General features: G+C 68.4%; 19 protein-coding genes. 15 read left to right on the top strand and 4 right to left on the bottom strand.

Annotated features, from left to right (window positions below; genetic code table 11):
- Window positions 1-9 precede the first annotated feature (9 nt).
- Both eda and edd read right to left on the bottom strand, forming a co-directional pair.
- The gene (gene eda, locus AC07VS_RS17695; protein WP_494751603.1) at window positions 10-678 is read right to left on the bottom strand and encodes a bifunctional 4-hydroxy-2-oxoglutarate aldolase/2-dehydro-3-deoxy-phosphogluconate aldolase; all 669 of its coding nucleotides are present in this window, start codon (window positions 676-678) and stop codon (window positions 10-12) included.
- Window positions 669-2,492: a phosphogluconate dehydratase gene (gene edd, locus AC07VS_RS17690; RefSeq protein WP_492345336.1), complete on the bottom strand. Its 1,824-nt coding sequence runs from the start codon at window positions 2,490-2,492 to the stop codon at window positions 669-671. Before edd ends, eda begins: the two co-directional genes overlap by 10 nt.
- 447 nt (window positions 2,493-2,939) lie before the next feature.
- Here edd and AC07VS_RS17685 point away from each other — a divergent pair, with 447 nt between their 5' ends.
- The 15 genes from AC07VS_RS17685 to AC07VS_RS17615 all read left to right on the top strand — a co-directional run bounded on the left by AC07VS_RS17685 (window position 2,940) and on the right by AC07VS_RS17615 (window position 17,460).
- The gene (locus AC07VS_RS17685) at window positions 2,940-3,383 is read left to right on the top strand and encodes a universal stress protein (RefSeq protein WP_492345335.1); all 444 of its coding nucleotides are present in this window, start codon (window positions 2,940-2,942) and stop codon (window positions 3,381-3,383) included.
- 378 nt (window positions 3,384-3,761) lie between these two features.
- Window positions 3,762-5,483 (top strand): allophanate hydrolase, encoded by a 1,722-nt coding sequence (atzF, locus tag AC07VS_RS17680; protein ID WP_494751602.1) that lies wholly within the window; start codon window positions 3,762-3,764, stop codon window positions 5,481-5,483.
- Window positions 5,484-5,521: 38 nt separating this feature from the next.
- Window positions 5,522-6,529, top strand: a complete 1,008-nt coding sequence (locus AC07VS_RS17675; protein ID WP_492345333.1) for an ABC transporter substrate-binding protein — start codon at window positions 5,522-5,524, stop codon at window positions 6,527-6,529.
- Between the two features lie 5 nt (window positions 6,530-6,534).
- Window positions 6,535-7,410, top strand: a complete 876-nt coding sequence (locus AC07VS_RS17670; protein ID WP_494655650.1) for an ABC transporter permease — start codon at window positions 6,535-6,537, stop codon at window positions 7,408-7,410.
- Window positions 7,411-7,413: 3 nt separating this feature from the next.
- A complete protein-coding gene (locus AC07VS_RS17665; protein ID WP_494751601.1) occupies window positions 7,414-8,235 on the top strand; it encodes an ABC transporter ATP-binding protein in 822 nt (273 codons plus the stop codon).
- Window positions 8,232-8,498 (top strand): DUF4089 domain-containing protein, encoded by a 267-nt coding sequence (locus AC07VS_RS17660; RefSeq protein ID WP_494655649.1) that lies wholly within the window; start codon window positions 8,232-8,234, stop codon window positions 8,496-8,498. The genes AC07VS_RS17665 and AC07VS_RS17660 overlap by 4 nt, the downstream gene beginning before the upstream one ends.
- Window positions 8,488-9,924, top strand: a complete 1,437-nt coding sequence (locus AC07VS_RS17655; RefSeq protein ID WP_494751600.1) for an AtzE family amidohydrolase — start codon at window positions 8,488-8,490, stop codon at window positions 9,922-9,924. Before AC07VS_RS17660 ends, AC07VS_RS17655 begins: the two co-directional genes overlap by 11 nt.
- A gap of 48 nt (window positions 9,925-9,972) precedes the next feature.
- Window positions 9,973-10,347, top strand: coding sequence for an oxalurate catabolism protein HpxZ (hpxZ, locus tag AC07VS_RS17650; RefSeq protein WP_494751619.1), 375 nt, complete (start codon window positions 9,973-9,975; stop codon window positions 10,345-10,347).
- A gap of 89 nt (window positions 10,348-10,436) precedes the next feature.
- Window positions 10,437-11,552, top strand: a complete 1,116-nt coding sequence (locus tag AC07VS_RS17645) for a BMP family ABC transporter substrate-binding protein (protein WP_492345329.1) — start codon at window positions 10,437-10,439, stop codon at window positions 11,550-11,552.
- 20 nt (window positions 11,553-11,572) lie between these two features.
- On the top strand, window positions 11,573-12,646 hold the full coding sequence (locus tag AC07VS_RS17640; protein WP_492345328.1) for an ABC transporter permease: 1,074 nt from the start codon (window positions 11,573-11,575) through the stop codon (window positions 12,644-12,646).
- Window positions 12,643-13,560: an ABC transporter permease gene (locus AC07VS_RS17635; RefSeq protein WP_492345327.1), complete on the top strand. Its 918-nt coding sequence runs from the start codon at window positions 12,643-12,645 to the stop codon at window positions 13,558-13,560. The genes AC07VS_RS17640 and AC07VS_RS17635 overlap by 4 nt, the downstream gene beginning before the upstream one ends.
- A 36-nt stretch (window positions 13,561-13,596) precedes the next feature.
- Complete coding sequence (gene biuH, locus AC07VS_RS17630; RefSeq protein ID WP_494655647.1) at window positions 13,597-14,325, top strand: biuret amidohydrolase; 729 nt, start codon at window positions 13,597-13,599, stop codon at window positions 14,323-14,325.
- A 36-nt stretch (window positions 14,326-14,361) separates the two neighbouring features.
- The gene (locus AC07VS_RS17625; protein ID WP_494751599.1) at window positions 14,362-15,978 is read left to right on the top strand and encodes an ABC transporter ATP-binding protein; all 1,617 of its coding nucleotides are present in this window, start codon (window positions 14,362-14,364) and stop codon (window positions 15,976-15,978) included.
- Window positions 15,979-16,038: 60 nt separating this feature from the next.
- Window positions 16,039-16,716 (top strand): cysteine hydrolase family protein, encoded by a 678-nt coding sequence (locus AC07VS_RS17620; protein ID WP_494751598.1) that lies wholly within the window; start codon window positions 16,039-16,041, stop codon window positions 16,714-16,716.
- Window positions 16,717-16,728: 12 nt separating this feature from the next.
- Window positions 16,729-17,460, top strand: a complete 732-nt coding sequence (locus AC07VS_RS17615) for a GntR family transcriptional regulator (RefSeq protein WP_492345323.1) — start codon at window positions 16,729-16,731, stop codon at window positions 17,458-17,460.
- On the opposite strand, the gene AC07VS_RS17610 is transcribed toward AC07VS_RS17615, so the two are convergent.
- Together AC07VS_RS17610 and AC07VS_RS17605 are read right to left on the bottom strand one after the other, a co-directional pair.
- Window positions 17,457-18,599, bottom strand: coding sequence for an FIST C-terminal domain-containing protein (locus tag AC07VS_RS17610; protein WP_494655645.1), 1,143 nt, complete (start codon window positions 18,597-18,599; stop codon window positions 17,457-17,459). The genes AC07VS_RS17615 and AC07VS_RS17610 overlap by 4 nt on opposite strands.
- 78 nt (window positions 18,600-18,677) lie before the next feature.
- On the bottom strand, window positions 18,678-20,039 hold the full coding sequence (locus tag AC07VS_RS17605; RefSeq protein ID WP_494655644.1) for an FAD-binding oxidoreductase: 1,362 nt from the start codon (window positions 20,037-20,039) through the stop codon (window positions 18,678-18,680).
- Window positions 20,040-20,065: the final 26 nt, after the last annotated feature.

The raw sequence follows: 20,065 nt of genomic DNA, 5'->3' as shown, positions 1-20,065 counted from the left end.
AGCCCGCGGTCATCCAGCCCGCGGCAACTGGCTGGCCTGGCGGGCCAGCGATTCAATGCGGGCCCAATCGCCCTGGGCCACCGCATCGGCCGGGGTGAGCCACGAGCCCCCCACGCAAGCCACATTCGGCAAGGCCAGAAACTCGTTCGCATTGGTGGGGCTGACGCCACCCGTGGGGCAGAAGCGGATGTCGCCAAAGGGGCCATGCCAGGCTTTCAGCATGGCCGGGCCGCCGGCTTGCATGGCCGGGAAAAACTTCAACTCAGTCAAGCCGTCTTCCATGGCGGCCATGATCTCGCTGCCGGTGGCCACGCCGGGCAGCAGGGGCAGCGCCAGGTCACGGCAGGCCTGGCCCAGCGCCGAGCTGTAGCACGGGCTGACCCCGAAGCGTGCGCCTGCGTTGACCGCAGCCTGGGCATCGGCCGCGCTGCGCAGCGTGCCGGCACCGGCCACGGCCTCGGGCACCTCGCGGGCAATCGCCTCGATGCAGGCCAGGGCCTGCGGGGTGCGCAGTGTCACCTCCAGCATGCGGATGCCGCCCGCCACCAGGGCGCGGGCCAGCGGGACGGCATGGGCCACGTCGTTGAGCACGATCACCGGGATGACCGGCGCATCGCGCATCACCGCCAGGGCGGTCAATGGTGTGGCGAGAGGGGGGGCAAGGGGTTTCACAGCCATGTGCAGGCTCCTTCTTCAGCGGTGAGGGCATGCCTGCGCATGCCCGTGAACAGTTCGCGCCCGCAACCGAGCGCATTCGCAGCCTGCAACTCGGCAGGCATCTGGGCCAGCGCTCGGCCGGCCCAGGTGGTTTCATCGACCAGAACGTCGAGCGTACCGGCCACAGCATCCAGTCGGATCAGATCGCCGTCTTGAACCTTGGCCAGCGGACCGCCGGCCAAAGCCTCGGGAGAGACGTGGATGGCCGCCGGCACCTTGCCCGAGGCACCACTCATGCGGCCATCGGTCACCAGCGCCACCTTGAAGCCGCGGCCCTGCAACACGGCCAGCGGCGGCGTCAGCTTGTGCAGTTCAGGCATGCCGTTGGCCCGCGGCCCTTGCCAGCGCACCACGCAGACCAGGTCACGGTCGAGTTCGCCGGCCTTGAAGGCGGCATGGAGTTCGTCCTGCGAGTTGAACACCCGGGCCGGCGCCTCGATCACATGGCGGTCTTCGGGCACCGCCGACACCTTGATCACGCTGCGACCCAGGCGTCCCCGCAACAAGCGCAAGCCCCCGGTGGCGCTGAACGGCTGGCTGGCCGGCCGCACCACGCTGTCGTCGCCGCTGGCACCGATGTCGCGCCATTGCAAGGCCTGGCCCGCCCCCCCTGCTTCAGGGATGCGGGTGTATTCACGCAGCCCCCCGGAGCGCACGGTCAGCACATCCTCATGCATCAGGCCGGCGTCCAGCAGTTCGCGGATCACAAAGCCCGGGCCGCCCGCCGCCTGGAACTGGTTCACATCCGCGCTGCCATTCGGGTAGACACGCGTCAGCAGCGGCACCACCTCGGAAAGTTCGGAGAAATCGTTCCAGTCAATCAGGATGCCCGCCGCACGGGCCACGGCCACCCAGTGGATCAGGTGGTTGGTCGAACCGCCCGTGGCCAGCAAGGCCACCATGGCGTTGACGATGCAGCGTTCGTCCACCACCTGCCCGATCGGGGCAAACCGGCGCGCCCGGGTGATGCCCAGCACGGTGCGGGCCGCCTCGCGGGTGAGCTCGGCGCGCAGCGCCTGGCCAGGGTTCACGAAGGCCGTGCCCGGCACGTGCAGGCCCATGGCCTCCAGCAGCATCTGGTTGCTGTTGGCCGTGCCGTAGAACGTGCAGGTGCCTTCGCCGTGGTAGGCCTTGATCTCGGCCTCCAGCAAGGCTTCGCGCCCGACCAGGCCTTGGGCGGCCTGCTCGCGCACCTTGGCCTTGTCATTGTTCGACAGACCCGAGGTCATGGGCCCCGCCGGCACAAACACCGTGGGCAGGTGGCCGAACTGCAGGGCGCCGATCAGCAACCCTGGCACGATCTTGTCGCACACACCCAGCATCAAGGCGGCATCGAACACGTCATGGCTCAGGGCCACTGCCGTGCTCATGGCGATCACGTCGCGGCTGAACAGGCTGAGTTCCATGCCCGCCGTGCCCTGCGTCACGCCATCGCACATGGCTGGCACGCCGCCGGCCACCTGGGCCGTGGCCCCATGCAGCCGGGCTTCGGACTTGATCAGGTCCGGGTAATGCTGCAACGGCGAATGCGCCGACAGCATGTCGTTGTAGGCCGTGACGATGCCGATGTTGGGGGCCTTTTCGGCCACGATGCGAAAGCGGTCGTGACCGGGCACACCGGCAAAGGCGTGGGCCACATTGGCGCAGCCCATGCGGTCGGCGCCTCGGGGCTGGCGCGCGGCCGCCTCGATGCGGGCCAGGTAGGCTTCGCGGCCCGGGGCACTGCGCTCGACGATGCGGCGCGTGACAGCTTCAACGGTGGGATGGAGTTTCATGGTTTATGTAACTAAATTACAACGCTATGGTAACGCCGAAGACCGGGCTTTGGGCCCAGCCCTGGTTACAGAATGGGTACGAACTCTGTGGCCGCCCTGTTGGCTTCAGGATCCAGCAGCCGACCTCGCCCGGCGCATCGGCCAATCCTGCAGCTGTTTGACCATGGTCAAATTTCTACGCTAGCGCCCCCACGCGGCGGAATCAAGCTTCTGAAACAATTCAGACATGCCCTTACCGCTGTCCCCCCGTCCCCGGTTGCAGGCGCTGCCCCGGTGTGCCGGGGCTCAGCACCCCCGGGCACTACGTAGCATCCACACGCCCACCCTGGCGGGCCTGGGTGACACTTTGCTGGGCGCTTACGCACCCAAAAAACAAATTCAAGCCAACTCATCATCCTATGTGCGCCACCTGGCGCCTTGATGAATCCATCTGAGGAGAAAGACAGCATGTACAAACACCTTTTCGTCCCCGTCGACGGCTCTGAACTGTCCCACCGTGCCATGGATGGCAGCATCGAACTCGCGCTGCAGCTCGGCGCCAAGATCACGGGCTTCGTGGTCGAACCCGACATGCCGCTGTCCACCATCAGCAGCGACGCCACGGTGGCCACCGCCCGCATGAAAGAGCATGAAGACCGCAACCTGAGCCACGCCAATGCCTTGTTGACGCAGTTTGAAGAGCGCGCCCAGGCCGCTGGCGTGACCTTTGCCGGCCTGACCGTGACTGCCTACGCCGTCGACCACGCCATCCTTGAAGAAGCCGAAAAGGCCGGTTGCGACATGATTGTCATGATCACCCACGGACGCGGCCCGCTGGGCGAGTTTGTCTTCGGTTCGCACACCAAGAAGATCATCGCCCGCAGCAAGCTGCCGGTGCTGGTGCTGCACTGACCTCGCTCCCGGGCGCCGGAGCGCCGGCCCCCTGCCCGCCGGCGGGTGCCCGGCTCTGCCGGCGCCAGCCTCCCTGTGCCGACCTCGGTCCCTGCCTGCCACGGGCCTCATGCAGGTGCCGGCACCCTTTCTGCCCCTGTCACGCCCCAGTCTGAGGCCTGGCCCAAGCGGGTGACGCACCATTTTCCAACCTGCCTGAAGCCGCAGGTTCGGTTCATGCCCAGGCCTGGGCACCCTGTGCTTTCCACACTTTTCCCTCTGTACGCAGGCCCTTGAACGATGGCGCGGGCCACACACGGCCCTGTGATCGACCCTGCGACCGGTGGGGTTGGCACAGCCTTTGCATTCCTTCTTGTATCCAAGATTGAATGCATTGACATGGTGCACCACCCAATTTCCCAGCCGACCGCCCAGCCCCAGGCCCAGCCCGCCACCGAACCGGCATGGCTTCATCGGCTGCATTCACCCCTTCAAACCAGCCTCGACGGCCCGCTGGCGGGCTTGACGTTTGCGGTCAAGGACAACATCGACGTGGCAGGCCTGCCCACCACGGCGGCCTGCCCCGCCTTCAGCCTGACCGCCGCGTCCCATGCGACCGTGGTGCAGCGGCTGCTGGCCGCGGGCGCCAGCCTGCACGGCAAAACCAATATGGACCAGTTTGCCTGCGGCCTGAACGGCACCCGTTCGCCGTACGGGCCGGTACCGAACGCGTTCGATCCCGAGCTGGTCAGCGGCGGCTCCAGCTCGGGTTCGGCCTGGGTGGTGGCCACCGGCCAGGTGGATTTCGCCCTGGGCACCGACACGGCTGGCTCGGGCCGGGTGCCGGCCGGGCTGAACAACATCGTCGGGCTGAAGCCCTCCAAGGGCCTGATCAGCGCCCACGGCGTGCTGCCCGCGGCCCAAAGCGTGGACTGCGTGTCCATCTTCGCCCGCACCGTCGAGGTGGCCGTGCAGGTGCTGCACACCCTGGCCGCCCATGACCCGGCCGACCCTTTCTCGCGCCATCTGCCCCTGCTCGACCAGCCGCTGCCTGCCAGCTTTGTGTTCGGCGTGCCCGACCGCCTCGAGTTCTTCGGTGATGACCTGGCCCGCAGCGCCTTTGACCAGGCCCAGGCGCGCCTGGCCTCGTTGGGCGGCACAGCGCGCACCATCGACTACGCCCCGCTGGCCGAAGCCGCAGCCCTGCTTTACGAAAGTGCCCTGGTGGCTGAGCGATATGCCGCCGTGCGCGACTTCTTTGACGCCCACGAGACCGAGGTCATCGAGCCCGTGCGCAGCATCCTGGGGGCTGGCCGCCGCTACAGCGCCGCCGATCTGGTGCAGGCCCAGGTCCGCCTCAAGGCCTGCGCCCAACGCGTGGTCGACCTGTGGCAGCAGATCGACGTGCTGCTGGTGCCCACCGCGCCAACCCACTACAGCATCCAGGCCATGCTGGCCGACCCGGTGACACTGAACCGCAACCTGGGCCAGTACACCAACTTCGTCAATCTGCTCGACTACGCCGCCTTGTCGGTGCCCAGCAGCCTGCGCCCCGACGGCCTGCCCTTCGGGATCACCTTGATCGGCCCCTGCGGCAGCGATCTGCAACTGGCCGAGCTGGGCCAGCGCTACCAGCAGGCCGCCGGTCTGCCTCTGGGCGCCACCGGCCAGGCCTTGCCCGCACCCAAACCCCTGCCCGGCCTGCACCGAGCCAGCGCCCCCGCCCACCTGAAACTGGCCGTGGTCGGCGCCCACCTGTCAGGCATGCCGCTCAACCACCAGCTCACCGAGCGGGGCGCGACCCTGCTGGAAGCCACCACCACGTCGGCCCACTACCGGCTGTTGGCGCTGCCGGGCACCACCCCGCCCAAACCTGGCCTGCAACGCCGGCCCGGCCAAGGCGCGCCCATCGCGGTCGAGGTCTGGAGCCTGCCCATGCCCCAGGTTGGCAGCTTTCTGGCCGGGGTGCCGGCGCCGCTGGGCCTGGGCAGCCTCGAACTTGTCGACGGGCGCTGGGTGCATGGCTTCATCTGCGAAGGCCATGCCCTGGACGGCGCCACCGACATCACATCACACGGTGGCTGGCGGGCCTACATGGCCGCCAGCCAGGCCCGCCGCTGACCCCCACCCACCGACCACCCCAGACCAGGAGCCCACCCATGAGCCCAGCCTCCCGTTCCCGCCAAGCCCTGAACCGGCGCCAGGTGCTGCAAGCCGGCAGCGCCGTCGCCCTGGCCAGCCTGGCCGCCCCGACCGTTCTCCACGCCCAGACGGGCCCCAAGATCCGCATCGGTTACTGGCCCATCGCCGCCGGCCTGCCCTTCTACGCGGCGGTGGAGATGGGCTTCTTCAAGGAGGCCGGCCTCAATGTGGAGGTGCAGCGCCACGCTGGCGCCCAGCAGATCATGGAGGCCATGCTGTCCGACCGCTGCGACGGCAGTGCCAATGGCACCGGTTCGGCCAACATCGCCATCGGCGAGCTGGCGGCCCCGGGCACCTTCAAGATCTTCTGCTCCAACCCCAGCAACGCCAAATACGTGCTCGACGAAGTGCTGGTGCCCAGTGCCAGCCCGGCCAAGGTGATGGCCGACCTGAAGGGCAAGCGTGTCGCGTCGGGCCCTGGCATCCAGAACGTGACCCTGGCCAAGACCGTGCTGGAGCGCGGCGGGGCCACCGGCGCCACCGTCGTCGAGCTGCCCATCGGCCAGCATGTGGCGGCTCTCGCGGCCGGCCAGGTCGATGGCTGCTACACCCTGGAGCCCACGGGCACCATCGGGCGCCTGAACAGCAGCACCCGCGTGCTGGAGGCCGGCGTGATCTCCCGCTACGTGCTGGGCGATCCCATGGCGCCCTGGTTCGGTGGCTCGGCCTCACTGACCGCGGCCTTCATCAAGAAGTACCCGGCTGAGGCCCACAAATTCATTGCCGCCTACGCCAAGGGCGTGGCCCATGTGCGCAGCAAACCGGCCGATGCACGTCAATACCTCAAGGGCTACACCGCGATTGAAGGCCCCCTCACCGGCGAGGTGCCTCTGGCGGCCTATACGCTGTACAACGAGTTCACGGCCGCTGACATCGCGCATTTCCAGAAGTTCTTCGACCTGTTCTCGGACAAGGGCATCTTTGCTTCGCGCCTGCTGGTGGACAGCATGCTCTACAAGGCTTGAGCGCCATGGGCAGCCCCCTTCCCTCCCCCATCGCAGCGCCAGGCCAGACGCCTGCCCTCACGCCCGACACCCCGCAGCCCTGGCAGGCCCCCTCGGCCCAGCAGCTGCCCGCCCCGCGCCGCTTCTCGGCGTCGGCTTCGGCCGCCTTGCCCCTGGCCGGCCCCCTGCTGCTATTCATCGCCTGGGATCTGGTGGTGCGCGTGGGCTGGGTCAAACCCATCCTGCTGCCGGCGCCGGCCGACACCCTGGCCACCCTGATCACCGGGCTGGCCGGGGGTGCCCTGCTGGGCGACTTTCTGACCACTGTCTGGCGCACCGTGCAGGCCTTTGTGCTGGCCGCCGTGCTCGGCGTGCCCCTGGGCGTGCTGCTGGGCAGCCAGGAGCGCGCCTACCGCAGCGTCGAGTTTCTGATCGACTTCTTCCGCTCCACGCCCTCGTCGGCCCTGATCCCGCTGTTTCTGATGATCTTTGGCGTGTCCGACGTCAACAAGATCGCCATCGCGGCCTTCGGCGCCTGTCTGATCGTGGTCTTCAACAGCGCCTATGGCGTGATCAACGCGCGCAAGCAACGGGTGATGGCGGCCCAGGTCATGGGGGCCAGCCGCTGGCAGACCTTCCGCGACGTGTTGATCTGGGAGAGCCTGCAGCCCAGCTTCGTCGGCCTTCGCTCGGCCGTGTCCATGGCCTTGGTCATCGTCATCGTGGCCGAGATGTTCATCGGCGCCGACAGCGGCCTGGGTCACCGCATCATCAATTCACAACAGGTGATGAACGTGCGCGACATGTACGCCTCGATCCTGGCCGCCGGGGCCCTGGGCTATGTGCTGAACATCAGTTTTCTGCTGGCCGAACGCCGCATCGTCCACTGGAGCGGGAGATAAGCCATGAGTGTGGTCGCCAACGCCCCCGTCTTCGCCGACCTGCCCGCGCCGGCCTTTCGCCCCGGCCCGGCCGGAACCCATATCACCCTCCGCGGCCTGACCAAGTACTTTGCCGGCTGGCCGCTGTATGAGAACTTCGACCTCGACATCCCCAAAGGCAAGATCGTTTCGGTGTTCGGGCCCAACGGCTGCGGCAAGAGCACCCTGATCAACATGATCGCCGGCCTGGTGCCCATCGATTCGGGCGAGGTGCTGTTCGACGGCAAGTCGCTCAAGGACACCCAGATCGGCTACGTGTTCCAGAACTACCGCGAGGCGCTGTTCCCCTGGATGCGCACCCTGGACAACATCGCCTACCCGCTCAAGCTGCAAGGCTGCAGCAAGGCCGAGGTGGATCGCCGCATGGAGGAGCTGGTGGCCTCGTTCGATGTCAAGTTCGACCTGCGGCGCTACCCCTACGAGCTGTCGGGCGGCCAACAGCAGACCGCCTCCATCATGCGGGCGCTGGCACCCCGCCCCGAAGTGCTGTTTCTGGACGAGCCTTTCTCGGCGCTCGACTTCGAGATGACCTTGTTCATCCGCGAGAAACTGCAAGAGGTGTTCATGCAGACCGGCACCACCATGCTGCTGGTCTCGCACGACCTCGAAGAGGCGGTGTACCTGGCCGACGAGGTGCTGCTGTTGACCAAGCGCCCCACCCGGGTGGCCGAGATCCTGCGCTATGACGCCCCTCGCCCGCGCACCGTCGACACCCTCAGCGAGCCCGATTTTGTGAGCACCCGGCGCCGCAGCCTGGAGATCTTCCAACGCGAGGTGCGCCGATGAGCCGAGACACCTCCCCTGAAGCCCTGGCGCGCTACGTGGATGCCGCAGCCCTGGTCCTGGGCCTGCCGCTGACAGCCGAGCAACGACCGGGCGTGCTGGCCTACTTCGGCATGGCGGCGCGCTTTGCCGCCGTGCTCGAAGCCACCGAACTGCTGCCACACGACGAATCGGCCCTGCGCTTCGAGCCGGTACCCGCACTCCCCCCGCCCCCCGCTCCAGTCGACCCACTGGCCACGCCCACCGGAGACGACCATGCCCCATGAAGCCAGCCCCTGGCTGGGCCAGGACGCCTGCGCCATGGCCCAGGCCGTGCGCACCGGCCAGCTCAGTGCCAGCAGCCTGATCGAGGCCAGCCTGCAGCACATCGAACGGCACAACCCACAGCTGAACGCCTTTACCGCGGTGCTGGCCGAACGGGCCCGCCAACGCGCCCGCCAGCTCGACGCCGACCCGCTGCTGCGCCACGGCCCCCTGGCCGGCGTGCCCTTTGCCGTGAAAAATCTGTTCGACATCGCCGGGCTGCCCACCCTGGCCGGATCGCGCATCGAGCGTGACAGCCCGGGCGCCACGGCCGATGCGTTGCTGGTGCGCCGCCTGGAGGCCGCGGGCGCGGTGCTGGTGGGCGCGCTCAACATGGACGAATACGCTTACGGCTTCACCACCGAGAACAGCCACGAGGGCCCCTGCCGCAATCCGCACGACCCGGCACGCATCGCGGGCGGCTCGTCGGGCGGCTCTGGGGCCGCCGTGGCCGGTGGGCAGGTGCCGCTGAGCCTGGGCTCCGACACCAACGGCTCGATCCGCGTGCCGGCCTCGCTGTGCGGTGTGTTCGGCCTCAAGCCCACCTTTGGCCGCCTGCCGCGCACGGGCAGCTACCCCTTTGTCTCCAGCCTGGACCACCTGGGCCCGTTTGCCCGCTCGGTGCGCGACCTGGCCCTGAGCTACGACCTGATGCAAGGCCCCGAGGACGACCGTCAGGCCCGCGACCCGGGCTGCGCCCAGCGCCCAGTGCAGGCCTGCAGCCCCTGGCTGGCCCAAGGCGTGGGCGGCCTGCGCATCGGCATCCTGGGGGGGTGGTTCGAAGAGCAGGCCAGTGCCCCGGCCCGCCGTGCGGTGCAGCAGGTGGCCCAGGCCCTGGGGGCCAGCACCCGCCACGAGCTGCCCCTGGTCGAGGCCGGGCGGGCCGCCGCCTTTGTGATCACCAATGCCGAGGCCGCCAGCGGCCACCTGAACGACCTGCGCCAGCGCGCCGACGACTTCGAACCCCTGTCACGCGACCGCTTTCTGGCCGGCACGCTGATCCCGGCCGCCTGGGTGAGCCGCGCCCAACGCGTGCGCCTGCGCTATGCCCAGGCCGTGGCGGCGGTGTTCCAGCAGGTGGACCTGCTGCTGGCGCCAGCCACCCCCTGTACCGCCACGCCGATCGGTGCCGAAACCCTCCAGATCGACGAGCGCCAGTGGCCCCTGCGCCCCAGCATGGGCCTGCTCACCCAACCCATCTCGTGCATCGGCCTGCCGGTGTGCAGCGTGCCGGTGTGGGCATGCGACCCGGCCCTGCCCCACCTGCCGATCGGTGTGCAACTGATCGCCGCCCCCTGGCGGGAAGACCTGGCCTTGCGCGCCGCCGCCGCACTGGAGGCCCTGGGCGTGACCCGGGCCCCGATCGCGTCGGCATTCCAGCCCCATTGAAAGCCCATGCCCATGCCCATGCCCATGCCCATGCCCATGCCCATGCCCATGCCCATCAATCTTCCCGACGTGCTCAGCGAAGTACAGGCCGTCTTTGCGCGCTACGAAGACGCCCTGGTCAACAACCGCGTCGAGGTGCTCGACGAGCTGTTCTGGAACAGCCCGCACACCCTGCGCTATGGCGCCACCGAAAACCTGCTGGGCTACGAGGCGATCCAGGCCTTTCGTGCCGGGCGATCGCCACAGGGCCTGGCGCGCAGCCTGCACAACACCGTGATCACCACCTACGGCCAGGACTTCGCCACCGCCAACACCGAGTTCCGCCGCACCGGCAGCCCGCGCCTGGGCCGGCAGAGCCAGACCTGGATGCGCACGCCCGAAGGCTGGCGCGTGGTGGCCGCCCATGTGAGCCTGCTCGACTGACCCCGCTATTTCTCTTGGGCAGCGTGGACCGGGGTTCCCGCTGTCACCTTTTGCAAGTGCCCCCGACCTGAACCCATGGAGCCTGAAACATGAACCGCAAGCTGAATCGCCGTCTCGCCCTGCAAACCCTCGCCAGCACTGGCGCCGTGGCCTCGTTCGGCCCGCTGAGCCTGCTGGCCCATGCCCAGAAACCACTCACCGTGGGGGTGGTCTACGTCGGCCCCCGCGATGACTACGGCTACAACCAGGCCCATGCCCAGGCCGCCGCCGAGCTCAAGAAGCTGCCCGGCATCAAGGTGGTCGAAGAAGAGAACGTGCCCGAGACGGCGGCCGTGCAAAAGACCATGACCGGCATGATCGCCCAGGACGGCGCCAGCCTGCTGTTCCCCACCTCGTTCGGCTACTTCGACCCGCACATCCTGGCCCTGGCCCCCAAATACCCCGATGTGCGCTTCTCGCACTGCGGCGGCCTGTGGACCGAAGGCAAGCACCCCAAGAACGTGGGCAGCTTCTTCGGCTACATCGACGAATGCCAGTACCTCAATGGCGTGGTGGCTGGCCACATGAGCAAAAGCCGCAAGATCGGCTTCGTGGCTGCCAAGCCGATTCCACAGGTGCTGCGCAACATCAACGCCTTTTTGATGGGCGCACGCTCGGTGCACCCGGACATCACCTGCAGCGTGATCTTCACGGGCGACTGGTCCATGGCCGTCAAGGAGGCCGAGGCCACCAACAGCCTGGCCGACCAGGGCGTGGACGTGTTCACCATGCACGTCGATGGCCCCAAGGTGGTGGTCGAAACCGCGGCCAAGCGCGGCAAGATGGTCTGTGGCTACCACGCCAGCCAGGCCAAGCTGGCCCCGGCCGCCTACCTGACGGGCGCCGAGTGGAATTGGCTCACCGCCTACAAGACCATCATCGAAGCCGCCCAGGCCGGCAAGCCGCACCCCAACTTCCTGCGGGGCGGCCTGAAAGAGGGCTACGTGAAGATGTCGCCCTACGGCGCCAGCGTGAGCGACGCGGCCAAGAAGAACGCCGACGAGGTCAAGGCCAAGATGCTGGCGGGCAGCTTCGACATCTTCAAGGGCCCGCTCAAGGACAACAAGGGCAACACCATCCTGGCCGCTGGCAAGGTGCTCAAGCAGACCGACCTGGAGCTTGAGAAGATGAACTACCTTGTCGAAGGCGTGGTCGGTTCGATCTGACACCCGCGCGGCCCATCGTCATGCGCAACGCCCTGCGGGAAATCGCTCTGCCCATCGGCGCCCTTGCGGCGGCGCTGCTGGTGTTTGGTGCACTGGTCTGGCTGGCCGGTGTGGATCCATTCGACATGGCCTGGCTGCTTTTCAAAGGGGCCTTCGGTGATGCCTTCTCGTGGCAGAACACCCTGCAACGCGCCGCCCCGCTGATGCTGACCGCGCTGTGCGTGGCCCTGCCGGCCCAGGCCGGCCTGGTGGTGATCGGAGGCGAAGGGGCCCTGGTGCTGGGCGGTCTGGCCTGTGCCACGGTGGCCACCCAGTGGCCCCTGCCGGCCAACCTGGCCGGCAGCGTGCTGGCCTGCGCGGCGGGCGCCTTGGCCGGCGCACTGTGGGTGATGTTGGCGGGGGCGCTGCGCCAGTACCGCGGCATCAATGAAACCATCAGCAGCCTGTTGCTGGCCTATGTGGCGATCGGCCTGTTCAAGCACCTGGTCGAAGGGCCGCTGCGCGACCCGGGCAGCCTGAACAAGCCATCCACCCTCACGCTGTCCGAGGGCCTGCGCATCGGCGGCATCGCCGGCTCCGATGTTCACTGGGGCCTGGTGCTGGGTGTGCTGGCCTGCGGGCTGCTGGGCGGCTGGCTGCACCTGACTGCTTCGGGCTTTGCCCTGCGGGTGGTCGGCGGCAACCGGCGCACGGCCCAGCTCATGGGCCTGCCCGCCACCCGCCTGGTGCTGCTGGCCTGTGCCCTGGGCGGGGCCTGTGCCGGCCTGGCCGGCGCGGTCGAGGTGGCCGCCGTGCACACCAACGCCAACGCCTCGCTGATCGCGGCCTACGGCTATGCGGGCATCCTGGTCTCGTTCATTGCCCGCCACCAGCCCCTGGCCATCGTGCCGGTGGCCATCCTGTTCGGCGGCTTTGGCGCCGCCGGAAGCCTGCTGCAACGTCGGCTCGGCCTGCCGGACGCCTCGGTGCTGGTGCTGCAGGGCCTGACCTTTGTGTTCATCCTGGCCAGCGAGGCCTTGCGCCAGGGCGACCCTGCGGCGCTGTGGCGCCGCCTGTGGCCGACCAGCCCGGCGCTGAAGGAGTCCAGACCATGAGCAGCGACCAATGGATCACCCTGCTGGCGGCCATCGCAGGCGGGGCCTTGCGCGTGGGCGCGCCTTTTCTGTTCGTCAGCCTGGGGGAATGCCTGACCGAGAAATCAGGTCGCATCAACCTGGGCCTGGAAGGGGTGCTGGTGCTGTCGGCCATGGCCTCTTTCGGTGGCGCCTACCTCAGCGGCTCGCCCTGGGTGGGCGTGCTGTGCGGGGCCCTGGCAGGCGCCGCCCTGGCCAGCCTGCACGCGGGCCTGTGCAGCCTGCCCGGCGTCAACGACGTGGCCACCGGCATCGCCCTGATGCTGTTCGGCACGGGCCTGGCCTTCTACCTGGGCAAGGCCCTGATCCAGCCTCAGGCCCCGCAATTGCCAGCCCTGCCCCTGGGCCAATGGAGCAGCAACGCCGCCGTGCAGGCCGCCCTGCAGGTGAACGTGCTGCTGCCGCTGGGCCTGGTGCTGGCCGCGCTGATGAGCTGGGCCTTTGCCAACACCCGCCTGGGCCTGTTGGTGCGCCTGGCCGGCGACTCGGCCGACGCCGCACGCGCCCTGGGCTACTCGGTGGGCGGCATCCGCTGGGCCGCCACGGCCTGCGGCGGCTTGATTGCCGGCCTGGGTGGGGCATCGCTGACGTTGTTCTACCCCGGCAGCTGGAACGAAGGCATCTCCAGCGGCCAAGGCTTGATCGCCGTCGCCCTGGTCATCTTTGCCCGCTGGAGCCCGCTGCGTTGTGTGGGCGCGGCCGCCCTGTTCGGCGGTGCGGGCGCCATCGGCCCCGCCTTGCAGTCGGTGGGCATCGGCTGGGGCTATCACCTGTTCAACACCGTGCCCTACGTGCTGACCCTGCTGATCCTCGTGATCACCTGCCGCCCCGGCAGCGTGGCCGCCGGCAGCCCCGGTGAACTGTCATCACGCTGATCCAGTTGGCCCCCAATCAACCAAGCCCCTGACACCATGAGCCCCCTCCTTCCCACCCCGACCTCGCTCCACGTGGATGCCCAGCCCTACGCCTGGCCCTGGAACGGCGCGCTGCGCATCGACAACACCGCCCTGATCGTGATCGACATGCAGACCGATTTCTGCGGCCACGGTGGCTATGTCGACGTGATGGGCTACGACATCTCGCTCACCCGGGCCCCCATCCAGCCCCTGCGCCGGGTGCTGGCCCGCCTGCGCGCCCTGGGCCTGCTGGTGATCCACACCCGCGAAGGTCACCGCCCCGACCTGTCGGACCTGCCCGCCAACAAACGCTGGCGCTCACGCCAGATCGGCCGGGACGGCCTGGGCATTGGCGACGCCGGGCCCTGCGGCCGCATCCTGGTGCGGGGCGAGCCAGGCTGGGAGCTCATCCCCGAGCTGGCCCCCTTGCCCGGCGAGCTGGTGATTGACAAGCCCGGCAAGGGCTCGTTCTACGCCACCGACCTGGACATGGTGCTGCGCCTGGCCGGCATCGAGAACCTGATCCTGGGGGGCATCACCACCGACGTGTGCGTGCACACCACGATGCGCGACGCCAACGACCGCGGTTTCGAATGCCTGCTGCTGTCCGATGGCACGGCCGCCACCGACCCGGCCAACCACCAGGCCGCGCTCGACATGATCACCATGCAGGGGGGCGTGTTCGGCGCCCACGCCAGCTCGGACCAACTGCTGCAGGCCCTGGCGGGGCTTTCATCCATCTAGTGCACCTTGACGTCCTCAAGCCCCCAGGAGCCCACCATGCCCGGCACCACCCCAACCCCTTTGTCTGGCCAGCACCAGCACCCACACCCCATCGGGGCGCTGCCCGCAGGCACCGGCGCCCTGGCGCTGGACACCTACCGGCTCACCAAGCGCTTTGGCGCCTTCACCGCTCTGGACAGCGTGGACCTGAAGGTGGCCGCCGGCAGCGTGCACGCCCTGCTGGGTGAAAACGGCGCCGGCAAGAGCACGCTGGTGAAATGTGTGGCCGGCTTCCAGCGTGCCGAAGAGGGCAGCGTGCTGATTGACGGACGCGAACAGGCCATCAGCAACCCCGTGGTCGCCCGGGCCTTGGGCATCGGCATGGTGTATCAGCACTTCACGCTGGCCCCGGGCATGAGCGTGGCCGAAAACCTGCTGCTGGCTGGCGGTCAGGTGCCGGGCCTGATCCACTGGCACGAGCGCCGTGGCGAGCTCAAGCGCTTCATCGAATCCACACCGTTCCGGCTGGACCTGGATGCCCGGCCAGCCGAACTGGCGGCCGGCGAAAAGCAGAAGCTGGAACTGCTCAAGCAGTTGTACCTGCGCCCGCGCCTGCTGATCCTGGACGAACCCACCTCGGTGCTGACCCCACAAGAGGCCAACGAAGTCCTGGGCCATGTGCGGGAACTGGCACGCCAGCGCCTGTGCACGGTGCTGATCATCACGCACAAGTTCCGCGAGGTGATGGCCTATGCCGATGCCGTGTCGGTGCTGCGCCGCGGCCAAGCCGTGCTGCACGCCGAAGTGGGTGACACCAGCCCGGCCCGGCTGGCCCGCGCCATGATGGGCGAGGCCGAGAGCCCGCCTGACGCGCCGGCCGGCGGCCTGTCCGAAACCGCCCCCCGCCGCCCGCTGGCGGCCGATGCCCCGGTGGCCCTGGAAGTACGGGGCCTGCAGGCACCCGGCGACCGGGGCCTGCCCGCCGTGCACGACCTGAGCCTGCAGGTGCGGGCGGGTGAGATCCTGGGGGTGGCCGGGGTGTCCGGCAACGGCCAGCGCGAACTGGTCGAGGCCCTGGTGGGCCAGCGTGCACGCACTGCGGGCAGCGTTCTGGTGGCAGGCCAGGCCTATCACGCCCGGCGCGAAGAGACCCGCCGCCTGCGGGTGCGCAGCCTGCCCGAAGAGCCGCTGCGCAACGCCTGCGTCGGCGAACTCAGCGTGGCGCAGAACATGGCCTTGCGCGACTTCGACCAGCCCCCGCTGAGCCGCCACGGCTGGCTGAGGCCGCGCCTGTGGCGCCAGCGCGCACGCGACTGGATTGCGGCCTACGGCGTCAAGACCCGCAGTGAAAACGCCCCCATCAAGAGCCTGTCGGGCGGCAATGTGCAGCGGGCCGTGCTGGCCCGCGAACTGGCCGGCGACATCCAGGTGCTGATGGCGGCCAACCCGGTGTTCGGCCTGGATTTTGCCGCCGTGCGTGAGATCCACCAACGCATCCTGCAGGTGCGAGAGCGTGGCGGTGCCGTGCTGTTGGTCAGCGAAGACCTGGACGAACTGCTTGAGCTGGCAGACCGGGTGGTGGTGATGAGCGAGGGCCGCATCGTTTACGAAACCGCTGCCGCGGGGGCCGACCGACTTCAGTTGGGGGCCCACATGGGCGGCGGTGCCCATTGAGGGACCGCCCTCCAGTCACCCCTCTCCCCTGCCCCCCATTCCATCCGCACGGAGCCCACCATGAGCACCCTCACCCTTGCCGCCCGACCCTTCGACTACGTGTTCGACCCGGCCCACACCGCCCTGTTGATCATCGACATGCAACGCGATTTCGTGGAACCCGGGGGATTTGGCGAATCACTGGGCAACGACGTGAGCCTGCTGCAGGCCATCGTGCCAGCCTGCCAGGCCGTGCTGCAGGCCTGGCGCGAGCTGGGCGCCTGTGTCGTGCACACGCGCGAAGCCCATCGCCCCGACCTCAGCGACTGCCCGCCCGCCAAGCGCCTGCGGGGCCAGCCACGCCTGCGCATCGGCGACCCAGGTCCGATGGGACGCATCCTGGTGGCCGGAGAACCCGGCAACCAGATCATCCCCGAGCTGGCCCCACTGCCCGGCGAGATCGAGATCGACAAACCGGGCAAAGGCGCTTTTTATGCCACCGGACTGCATGAGCGGCTGCAACAGCGCGGCATCAGCCACCTGATCGTGATGGGCGTGACCACGGAGGTCTGCGTCCAGACCAGCCTGCGCGAGGCCAATGATCGCGGCTACGACTGCCTGTTGCTGGAAGACTGCACCGAAAGCTACTTTGCCGCCTTCAAGGCAGCCACCCTGGACATGGTGAGCGCCCAGGGCGCCATCGTGGGCTGGGTCGCGCCCAGTGCCGCCCTGCTCGGCCTGCTGGGCATGTCAGCCTGATACAGTCCTGCCGTGCACACCACAGGTCAACAGATTCCCCGCGCTCACCGCGCTCCCGCCCGCCGTTCGCGCGCCGACGACGTCTACGATCAGCTCAAGGCCGACATCGCGGGCTTCCAACTGGTGCCCGGCGACCGCTTCTCCGAAAACGAGCTGTGCGAGCGGTTGCAGGTCTCGCGCACCCCGGTGCGCCAGGCCCTGGTCCGGCTGCAGCAGGAAGGCTATGTCGAGGTGCAGTTTCGCAGTGGCTGGCGGGTGCTGCCGTTTGATTTCGAGCAGTTCGAGCAGCTGTACGACCTGCGTCAGGTGCTGGAATCAACCGCCGTGCAGCGCCTGTGCTCGGGTGACGAGAAGGTGGACCAGGCCTTGCTGCGCCAGCTCGAAGGCATCTGGCTGGTCCCGGAGGCCGAACGCAGCCACGACGGCACCGAGGTGTCGCGCTGGGATGAGGCTTTTCACTGCGCCCTGGTCGAGGCCGCCGGCAACCGCGAGATGGCCCGCGTGCACCGGGAGGTGACCGAGCGCATCCGCATCATCCGCCGACTGGATTTCACCAAGCAGGACCGGATTGCCGCCACCTACGAAGAGCACGGCAAGATCCTGAGCGCCATTCGCTCGCACCGCAGTGACCAGGCCGTGATGCTGTTGCGCGCCCACATCCAGACCAGCCAGGCCGAGGTGCGCAAGATCACCCTGCACCAGGTCCACCTGGCCCGGGCCGCGTCGACGCCACCGGGGCCTTAGCCCAGGGCCACCAGGCAGGCGTTGTGAAAACGAGGCAGGCGCGGCAGGCCCACCGCGTCCAAGGTGTCGATTTCGCCCAGGGTCAGTGCGCCCATCAGCGCCATCGGCCCGCTCTGCTGTTGCAGACCTTTCAGCTCTTGCAGCGCCTGCTCACCCAGGTGCAGGCGGCGCCCGGCACAGTAGAAATGCAGCCAGCTGCGTGGGGACGAGCCGGCCTGGCGTTCGGCCACAAAGTTGGCGAGTTCGGTCACGGCCGTGCCCTGCCCGGCCTCGGGCGCGCGCAGCAGGCGCATCAAGGTGTTGGGCGGGATCTCGCCCACGCAGATCAGCGAGCCGTCATCGCCCAGGGCCACCGGGATGCGCACCAGCACATCCACCATCGTCACCAGGCCGAAAGGGAAATGCACGGCGTAGTCGTAGAAGTTCTCGCGTGTCAGGTGCACGCCGTATTCCGCCAGGATCAGCTGCTGGTAGACATCGAAGGCCGGCCGGTGATCGATGGTGTCGATGCGGTTGCCCTGGCCCGAGGTCGCGGTCATCAGCGCGCGGCTGATCGGGTAGCCATGGCGGGTCAAGGCCTCCGCCGCCGGGGGCAGCAGCAGACAGATCACGCCCATGCCAGCCTGCCGCTCGGCATCGAACAGGCAGGCCATGGGTTGGAAGGTCTCACTGCCCGCGTTCACGCCTGAATAGCGCAGGGGCTGCTCCAGCGACATGTGAAGCTCTTCCACCAGCGAACCCACGTTGGGCAACATGCCGTCAAAAATCATGAACAACAGCGGTTCGGCCCCGGCCTGGGCGGGCTGGGTGGCCTGCATGAAGCGAACCGCTTCGTACCAGACCTCGCGACCCGCCTCGTCGAGCACGGTCTGGAACAGCCAGGGCGGCATCGGAGCGAGGCACAGGAGCAGCACCTGATCGGCGACAAAGCCGTGGGCGGTGAGCAGGCTGGGAAACACAGCCCCCACCAAGGGCACGCCCCGCCCGCGGCATTGGGCCTGCAGATCGGGCACACAGGCGGCCAAGGCTTCAGGCACCAGGGCCAACACGCCCATGTCAGGCCAGCGGGCCTGCCAGGCCGAGAGCGTGGCAGACAGGTCGTGGAGATCGGCGGAGGTCAGGTGCTGGGCGGCAAACATGGGCACGGCGGGGTACAGGCAAGACCGCCTATTTTCACACGCGGCCCGACCTTGCCCTGCGATTTCAAGCCTCCAGGCTTACGGCGTCGCCGGCGCCCAGCTGCGCAGCTTGCCTGGGTTGAGCAGTCCTTGCGGGTCGAAGCGGTGCTTCATCTCCAGCACCCCCTCGGCCAGCTTGCCAGCCTGCTTGCCGTCCTCCACCACAAAGACGTGCGGGTTGTTGATGAACACGCCATGGTCGCGGTAGATCTGCATGATGGCGTTGAGGCGTTCCTCGGTGCTGTAGCGGATGATCTGCAGCCCGCTGCAAGTGAAGACGCCCTCCTTGGTGCGCAAGAACTCCAGGTGGGTCATCACCTCGCCGGCCAGGGCCTGCTCCAGGGCCAGCACCTGGGCCAGGTGGCGACCCGGGTCGAAGCCGCTCTGGATGTAGGTGAGCCCCTTGTCCACCTTGAGCGCGTGCAGGGTGCTGTGGTTCCAGGTGTACTCAAGCAGCGTGCGGTGGCTGTCGGCCACTTCCTCGGCGGTCTTGCGGTAGCTGATGCGCCCGCCATGGCGCGCCAGCAGGGCTTGCATGCCGGCCTCGGCCGCCGGGGCCAGGATCAGCAGCACGGCGTGGCTGCCGGCCGGCAGGTGCTCGGCCAGGTTGACGAAATAGTCCGGGATCGGTGCGCCCAGAAAGCACACCTCCTTCTTGAGAAGCCCGGGTGCCGCCCCGAATTCACTGGCAAAGCGCAGCCCGCCCTCGAAATCATCAAACACCGCGATGCATTCCAGCCAGGGCGTGGCCGGGGCCAGGGCCACCTCCAGCTCCAGCACGATGCCGTTGGTGCCATAGGTGTGGTGCAGCAACATGGCGTCTTCGCCACGCAGCTCGGTGATCTGCGGCTCGGGCTCGACCGACATCACCCGCACCCCCAGCACATTGCCGCTGGCGGCGAGTGGGCCCCAGGTGATGGAGCCGGCCCCGCCAAAGCCGCCGCCGAACAGGCCGCCCAGGGTGGCACTGCGGTAGGTGGAAGGCAGCCAGCGCAGCTCCCAGCCCAAGGGCTGGCTGCGCTGGTCGAAATCGGCCAGGCGGATGCCGGCCTGGGCCCGGCCCACACCGTCGCGGCACCACATGAAGCCGTTGTAGGCGCTCAGGTCCAGCACCACGCCGCCCGACAACGGTGTGCTCTGGCCATAGTTGCCAGTGCCGCTGCCGCGCACCGTGACGGGCACGCCCTGGCGCGCGCACAGCGACACCACCTGGCGTATCTCGTCCTCGGTGCGCGGGCGCACCACGACCTCGCCCACCTTGCCGCCCAGCTCGCGCTTGAGGACAGGGCTGAACCAGGCAAAGTCCTGCGACAGGCGGGCCACCCGTGAGGGGTCGGTGATCCAATCGATCTGGGGCAGTTGGTCGGGCAGTTCGGCAGCGCTCAGGCTGGAGGCGGTCATGGTCAGGTCTCCGGAAAGCGGGGGAT

Source organism: Curvibacter sp. GW821-FHT01G03, assembly GCF_059422285.1.
The sequence above is the reverse complement of the archived record's forward strand: the minus strand, read 5'-3'. Positions and strand labels throughout refer to the sequence as shown.

What these genes read in the sequence shown, in the direction of transcription:
- AC07VS_RS17670 (WP_494655650.1), top strand. Translation starts at nt 6,535, where the DNA reads ATGGGCAGCCCCCTTCCCTCCCCCATCGCAGCGCCAGGCCAGACGCCT.
- hpxZ (WP_494751619.1), top strand. Translation starts at nt 9,973, where the DNA reads ATGCCCATCAATCTTCCCGACGTGCTCAGCGAAGTACAGGCCGTCTTT.
- AC07VS_RS17635 (WP_492345327.1), top strand. Translation starts at nt 12,643, where the DNA reads ATGAGCAGCGACCAATGGATCACCCTGCTGGCGGCCATCGCAGGCGGG.
- AC07VS_RS17605 (WP_494655644.1), bottom strand. Translation starts at nt 20,039, where the DNA reads ATGACCGCCTCCAGCCTGAGCGCTGCCGAACTGCCCGACCAACTGCCC.
- eda (WP_494751603.1), bottom strand. Translation starts at nt 678, where the DNA reads ATGGCTGTGAAACCCCTTGCCCCCCCTCTCGCCACACCATTGACCGCC.
- atzF (WP_494751602.1), top strand. Translation starts at nt 3,762, where the DNA reads ATGGTGCACCACCCAATTTCCCAGCCGACCGCCCAGCCCCAGGCCCAG.
- AC07VS_RS17665 (WP_494751601.1), top strand. Translation starts at nt 7,414, where the DNA reads ATGAGTGTGGTCGCCAACGCCCCCGTCTTCGCCGACCTGCCCGCGCCG.
- AC07VS_RS17685 (WP_492345335.1), top strand. Translation starts at nt 2,940, where the DNA reads ATGTACAAACACCTTTTCGTCCCCGTCGACGGCTCTGAACTGTCCCAC.
- edd (WP_492345336.1), bottom strand. Translation starts at nt 2,492, where the DNA reads ATGAAACTCCATCCCACCGTTGAAGCTGTCACGCGCCGCATCGTCGAG.
- biuH (WP_494655647.1), top strand. Translation starts at nt 13,597, where the DNA reads ATGAGCCCCCTCCTTCCCACCCCGACCTCGCTCCACGTGGATGCCCAG.
- AC07VS_RS17655 (WP_494751600.1), top strand. Translation starts at nt 8,488, where the DNA reads ATGCCCCATGAAGCCAGCCCCTGGCTGGGCCAGGACGCCTGCGCCATG.
- AC07VS_RS17610 (WP_494655645.1), bottom strand. Translation starts at nt 18,599, where the DNA reads ATGTTTGCCGCCCAGCACCTGACCTCCGCCGATCTCCACGACCTGTCT.
- AC07VS_RS17660 (WP_494655649.1), top strand. Translation starts at nt 8,232, where the DNA reads ATGAGCCGAGACACCTCCCCTGAAGCCCTGGCGCGCTACGTGGATGCC.
- AC07VS_RS17675 (WP_492345333.1), top strand. Translation starts at nt 5,522, where the DNA reads ATGAGCCCAGCCTCCCGTTCCCGCCAAGCCCTGAACCGGCGCCAGGTG.
- AC07VS_RS17620 (WP_494751598.1), top strand. Translation starts at nt 16,039, where the DNA reads ATGAGCACCCTCACCCTTGCCGCCCGACCCTTCGACTACGTGTTCGAC.
- AC07VS_RS17640 (WP_492345328.1), top strand. Translation starts at nt 11,573, where the DNA reads ATGCGCAACGCCCTGCGGGAAATCGCTCTGCCCATCGGCGCCCTTGCG.
- AC07VS_RS17645 (WP_492345329.1), top strand. Translation starts at nt 10,437, where the DNA reads ATGAACCGCAAGCTGAATCGCCGTCTCGCCCTGCAAACCCTCGCCAGC.
- AC07VS_RS17625 (WP_494751599.1), top strand. Translation starts at nt 14,362, where the DNA reads ATGCCCGGCACCACCCCAACCCCTTTGTCTGGCCAGCACCAGCACCCA.